Genomic DNA, 6,316 nt, shown 5'->3' with positions numbered 1-6,316 from the left:
GTGAGGGCAAGACTTGGTGGACAAGGTGGACAAGGTGACAAGGGAGGAAAACAGTACAAAGTCTGTATTCTTAGTCACAAAAATAGTCCGTCAAAAAACCATTGTCCGTATAAAATCTTCCTTGTCCATCCCTTCGACTACCCTCAGGACAAGCCTTCCTTGTCTTCGGTGGTCTTGCCTGCACAAATCATATTAAAAACCTACCCCTGTGAGGATTTACCCCTCCCACTAGTGTGGATATCTGTATAATAAATGACTTTCATCACTCTATTTGAGTGGTGATTGAACCATTTTTCACAGAGGGCAGTTTTATAACGTAATGGTATAACTATCGTGCAGCGATTTCACATACACGCGATCGCAGCGCGTCGTTTCCACCCCTGTAGCGGGTTGATAACCATTGCTTTCATACAACTTGACGGCTTCCACCAAAATACTGGCGGTCTCAATCCAAATTTGCTGAAACCCACGGGAGGCGATCGCTGCTTCTAGCTCTTGTAATAAATATCTTCCCAGTCCTAAACCCCTGACACTGGATAAAAGATACATTTTGCGGATTTCTACAGCATTCTGACCCCGTTGGGTGGGGTAGTATGCTCCCGTACCTACTAGCTGATTTTGGTGTTCAATTACCCAGAACTCACCTCCGGTGACTAAGTAAAATTCCTCTACTTGCAGGACATCTTTGTCTGCGCCTTGGGGTTCCCAGCCCAGACCGTATTCTGATAATACATAACTGACAACAGAAGCGGCTCTGGTGCGATCGCCTATTTCCCAGTTACGGATCAAAAAATCTTGATAATATTTTCTCATTGGCTCAGGCTCGCACAGAAAATTTTTCTGGATCTATCTTCAATGTACTCAGTTAATAGCCTTGATAGGAGACTTTGACCTTGGGATATTAACCAGATAGCATCTACATACAGATAAGCAGACTCTTCACAGATTAAAAGGTCACAAACCATCAATGTCACAGTTTTATTTTGATACAGAAAACAACGGTCGTAAATCCTTTGAATTACCAGGTGCTAAACCTCACTACAACCCCGACCGACCTGGACAAGTAGAGCATATTGTTCTTGATCTGTGGTTAGATATTCCTCACCAAAGTTACCACGGTACTTGCAGCATTCGCCTGTTACCAATTCGCAGTGGTATTAACCGGTTGACTTTGGATGCTGTCAACCTCAAGATTGAGTCTGTTTATGTAGATCAGATATCGCAAAGTTTTGACTATAACGGTGAACAGCTGTTTATTCAACTGTCTCAACCCACACAGATTGGTCAGCATTTATTGATTGCGATCGCCTACTCAGGAGAAAAACCCCAACGCGGTATATACTTTATTCAACCAGACCCATACTATCCCCACAAGCCCACCCAAGTTTGGACTCAAGGGGAAGATGAAGACTCTCGTTTCTGGTTTCCCTGTTTTGACTATCCCGGACAACTTTCTACCTCAGAAATTCGGGTGCGGGTTCCCAAAGATTTAATGGCTATTTCTAACGGCGAACTGATTGATACCCAAGAGCATGGGGAGGAGAAAATCTACCATTGGTCACAAAAGCAGATTCATCCTACCTACTTAATGACTTTAGCCGTCGGTGATTTTGCGGAAATTTGCGACCAGTGGCAAGATAAACCAGTGACATACTACGTAGAGCAGAGGAGAAAGGATGATGCTCTACGTAGCATGGGTAAAACTCCCCGGATGATGGAATTTCTCAGCGAAAAGTACGGTTATGCTTATCCTTTTCCTAAATATGCTCAAGTTTGTGTAGATGATTTCATCTTTGGGGGGATGGAAAATACTTCCACAACCCTATTAACAGATAGATGTTTGCTGGATGAACGCGCCGCTTTAGATAATCGCAACACAGAAAGTTTAGTTGTCCACGAATTAGCACACCAGTGGTTTGGTGATTTGCTGGTGATTAAACATTGGTCTCATGCTTGGATTAAGGAAGGTATGGCTTCCTATTCTGAGGTGATGTGGACGGAACATGAATATGGTGACCAAGAAGCGGCATACTATCGCTTATTGGAAGCTAGAAGTTACTTAAGTGAAGATAGCGATCGCTACCGTCGTCCCATGGTAACTCATGTTTACCGGGAAGCCATAGAGCTTTATGACCGTCATATCTACGAAAAAGGGTCTTGTGTTTATCACATGATCCGGGCAGAATTAGGGGAAGAATTGTTTTGGCGAGCAATTCAAACCTTTGTCCGGGATAATGCCCATAAAACTGTAGAAACAGTAGACTTACTCAGAGCCATTGAAAAGGCCACGGGACGCAACTTAGCCTTTTTGTTTGACCAATATGTTTATCGTGGTGGTCACCCCGATTTTAAAATAGCTTACTCTTGGGATGGGGATGCTAATTTAGCCAAGGTGACGGTCACTCAAACCCAAGCAGACAAGAATGACAGTAAAGATTTATTTGACCTGAAAATTCCCATTGGTTTTGGTTATACCCAACCCGGTCAAGCTGCACAACTCAATACTTTTACAGTGCGGGTGAATGAACGGGAACAAAGCTTTTACTTTCCCCTAGCAGAAAAACCGCAATTTGTCAGCTTTGATGTGGGGAATAATTTCTTGAAAACTGTTACCTTAGAATATCCAGTACCAGAGTTAAAAGCACAGTTAGAATTTGACCCCAACCCCATTTCTCGCATCTATGCAGCAGCAGCCTTGGCAAAGAAAGGGGGATTAGAAGCTACCATGGCACTGTCAAATGCACTGAGAAATGATTCATTTTGGGGTGTGCAGGTAGAAGCGGCTAAACAACTGGGGGAAATTAAGTTAGATCAAGCATTTGATGGCTTAGTACCAGGATTACAAGATGAAAATCCTTTTGTGCGCCGGGCGGTGGTAGAAGCATTGGCCACCATCAAAACCTATGACAGTTACAAAGCTGTGAAAAAATTACTGAAAAATGGTGACCCCAGTTACTACGTAGAAGCAGCAGCTAGTCGCGCTGTGGGGTGCATCGCATCGCTAAATTTGGCAGAAAAACCCAAGGAAGAAAAGGTAATTAAGCTGCTAAAATCCGTTTTGGAAAAAAGGGCTGGTTGGAATGAAGTTGTCAGGAGTGGTGCTGTGGGTGGTTTGGCTGAACTGAAAACCTCGGAAGCTGCCTTAAATCTCCTACTAGAATACACCAAACTTGGTGTACCCCAACCTCTACGCCTGTCTACAATTCGGGCTTTAGGTAAGATTTCGGTAGGTCAAAGTCCGGCGAATTTAGAACGTATTCTAGCAAGATTAGGGGAACTAGCCAAAGAAACCTTCTTTTTAACTCAAGTGGCTGTGGTGGTGGCCTTGGGACAAATGGAAACTCCCAAAGCTATGGGAATTTTGCGATCGCTCGCTGACCAAGCCGTAGATGGGCGTGTGCGCCGTTATGCTGAAGAAGAGATTTCCCGGGTGCAAAAGAATGTGGGTACTGACAATGCACTGCGCCAGATACGTGAGGAACTAGACCAAATGAAACAGGAAAATCAAGAACTGAAAAGTCGCTTGTCCGGTCTGGAAGCTAAATCTCACGGTCAGTAGTGATTAGTCATCCCATCAATCTTAGCTGAAACAGCAAGAAGCCTCTGGTCTTACCGCAAAGGGGATTCTTGCTTGACGGGGACTCTAATAAATTTACCCGCGCTAACAGCAGTAACCACAAGTGTTAGGACATTTCCCTGCTTGTTGTTCCCCAATCCTTCCCAATCCTTCCCAATCCTTCCCAATCCTTCCCATTCCCTGTTCCCTTAAAACCACAATTATGATGTCCTAACGTGTATGCGTAGTGCTATAACAGCAAGGATGGTAGGGCGAGGTCAGTGAATGCTGAAGAGAAACTTAAAATTCTGCTTCTGCCATTGCCCAATCACCAATTCTCGAATATTTGTACTTTTATGAAGTATAATTAAGGAAAAGATAAAAACGTCTGGGCAGAGTGTAGGCTGTTTTACACCTGAAAAGGCCGCCGAGAATATGACCCAGAGAAAATTTAAATTCCCTAGTTTTTAATAAAAACTACCAAAACTCCAAACTTACAATCTATTTGTAAGTGGGGGTATAAAAAAAACAAAAGTATAGAATTCCCAGTTGAAGAGGTATGTAAAGGCGTGGGTCAGTATCAACCTGGTCAGCTACAACGCTACAATGCGGAGGCGATCGCTCGCCACTATGATTATCGTCCCTGGCTTGGTTGGGGGCGAATGTTACAAATTATCTGGTCTTTTGCTGGATTTATTTTGAGTCTCAAGTGGGACGAATGGCAAGATAAAGTTGAGCAAAACAAAGGTAAACGTGCTTCCCAGTTACGAGAACTACTTACTAGACTTGGCCCGACATTTATTAAAGTCGGTCAAGCCCTATCTACCCGGCCAGACTTAATCCGCAAGGATTTCTTAGAGGAACTGATCAAGCTGCAAGACCAGTTACCACCTTTTGATAATGCGATCGCTTATCAAATCATTGAAACCGAGTTAGATAGACCAATTAGTGAAGTTTTTAGCGAATTATCCCCTAAACCAGTCGCTGCTGCTAGTTTAGGTCAAGTTTATCGTGGTCGTCTAGTAACTGGGGAAGAAGTGGCGGTGAAAGTGCAACGCCCCAACTTACGCCCGGTGATCACCCTTGACCTTTATTTGATGCGTTGGATGGCTGGATGGCTAGCGCCTTGGCTACCCCTGAATCTCGGTCACGATCTAACTTTAATTGTGGACGAGTTTGGCATCAAATTATTTGAGGAAATTGACTACATCAATGAAGGTCGTAACGCGGAAAAATTTGCCAGTAACTTTCGCAACGACCCACGAGTCAAAGTTCCGAGCATTTACTGGAGTTATACCAACACCCATGTTTTAACTCTGGAATGGATTAATGGCTTCAAACTGACTGATAGTGCCAGAATCAAACAAGCCGGTTTAGACCCAGAGGGAATCATCACAATTGGCGTAACTTCAGGACTACAACAGCTATTAGAACATGGTTTTTTCCATGCTGATCCCCATCCGGGGAATTTGTTCGCCATGCCTGATGGACGTATGGCTTACATTGATTTCGGCATGATGGACCAGCTTGAGGAAGTGACCAAAGAAAGTTTAGTAGATGCCTTAGTGCATCTGGTGAACAAAGACTACGCCGATTTAGCCACAGATTTTGTCAATTTGGGTTTTCTGACACCAAATACCAATATTGGCCCAATTATCCCGGCATTGGAATCAGTATTGGGAAATGCCATTGGCAAGAATGTCAATGAATTTAACTTTAAAACCATTACTGATGATTTCTCGGAATTGATGTATGAATATCCGTTTCGAGTTCCCGCCAAGTTTGCTTTAATTATTCGTTCTCTGGTAACTCAAGAAGGTATTGCCCTCAGCCTCAACCCTAATTTCAAAATTGTAGAAGTGGGTTATCCCTACATCGCCCGACGACTACTAACTGGGGAATCTCCAGAATTAAGGCGGCGACTGTTGAACGTGTTGTTTAAAGATGGTCGGTTCCAGTGGCAACGCTTAGAGAACTTGATCCAAATTGCTCGTAATGACAGCAGCTTTGATGTATTACCTACCGCACAAATGGGAATACAATATTTGCTGTCTGAGGAGGGTGGATTTCTCCGCCGTAAGTTGGTATTGGCACTCACTGAAGATGACCGCCTCCATACCGCAGAAGTTCAACGCCTGTGGGATATTGTTAAAGATGACATCAAACCGAATCGGTTGTTAGATGCAGCCATGGGTATGTTGACGCAGTTATCTAGAGAAGGGGTAACGGCTATTATTCCCAAATCTGCTTTTGCTAATGTCGAATCAAAGGGTAAAAAATCCCAGGTTTAAGTTTTTTGGTGTATTACTTTTCCATATAAATTCGGAGTTTTCATGTACTATTACCCAGCAAACCCACCATATTTTCTGCTCCTAATCGGCTTTTTGATGGCATTAACTTCTGGTATCGCTTTATCTGGCACACTAAAAGTAATCGTGCAGCAATGGCCAAAGAATAATTCCGAGGATACTAAATCTCCTTCCGCATTAAAAAAATTATTGGTGCCATTTCTAGGAATTACTGCTGGTGTTTGTCTATTTCTCTCATCCGGTCTAGAGATATTTGGCTTTCCTTCTTTCTTGGCTTTGGCGGTGGGATTACCAGTTAGTCTTTTGACTTGTGTACTGGTTTGGTTCCAGTTGGGAAGTATGCTAACTTTTGCCAAACGGGAAGGAATGCAAGCTCTAGATTTAGATTCTTGATCATCACAGGATTTTTGGTTAATTAGAAGCAACTGTAGGGAAATTCCAAAAGTCTCTA

5 protein-coding genes are annotated in these 6,316 nt (G+C 43.3%); 4 read left to right on the top strand and 1 reads right to left on the bottom strand.

Features of this window, described 5'->3' with window-relative positions; translation table 11 throughout:
• Positions 1-249, top strand: a 249-nt coding sequence (locus PN447_RS10295; RefSeq protein WP_271762862.1) for a hypothetical protein, incomplete at its 5' end; no start/stop codon positions are given.
• Positions 250-309: 60 nt separating this feature from the next.
• Here the strand turns inward: PN447_RS10295 and PN447_RS10290 are convergent.
• Positions 310-813, bottom strand: a complete 504-nt coding sequence (locus tag PN447_RS10290; RefSeq protein WP_271762860.1) for a GNAT family N-acetyltransferase — start codon at positions 811-813, stop codon at positions 310-312.
• 154 nt (positions 814-967) lie between these two features.
• On the opposite strand from PN447_RS10290, the gene PN447_RS10285 reads away from it, so the two are divergent.
• The 3 genes from PN447_RS10285 to PN447_RS10275 all read left to right on the top strand — a co-directional run bounded on the left by PN447_RS10285 (position 968) and on the right by PN447_RS10275 (position 6,258).
• Entirely contained in the window at positions 968-3,559 is a 2,592-nt protein-coding gene (locus tag PN447_RS10285; protein WP_271762858.1) for a M1 family metallopeptidase, read from the top strand.
• Between the two features lie 566 nt (positions 3,560-4,125).
• A complete protein-coding gene (locus PN447_RS10280) occupies positions 4,126-5,847 on the top strand; it encodes an ABC1 kinase family protein (protein ID WP_271762856.1) in 1,722 nt (573 codons plus the stop codon).
• A 42-nt stretch (positions 5,848-5,889) separates the two neighbouring features.
• On the top strand, positions 5,890-6,258 hold the full coding sequence (locus PN447_RS10275; RefSeq protein WP_271731247.1) for a hypothetical protein: 369 nt from the start codon (positions 5,890-5,892) through the stop codon (positions 6,256-6,258).
• The last annotated feature ends 58 nt before the right edge of the window (positions 6,259-6,316 follow it).

Origin of the sequence: Anabaena sp. CS-542/02, from assembly GCF_028331085.1 — a bacterium.
Classification (GTDB): domain Bacteria; phylum Cyanobacteriota; class Cyanobacteriia; order Cyanobacteriales; family Nostocaceae; genus Anabaenopsis; species Anabaenopsis arnoldii.
This window is presented reverse-complemented; position numbering and strand designations above follow the sequence as displayed.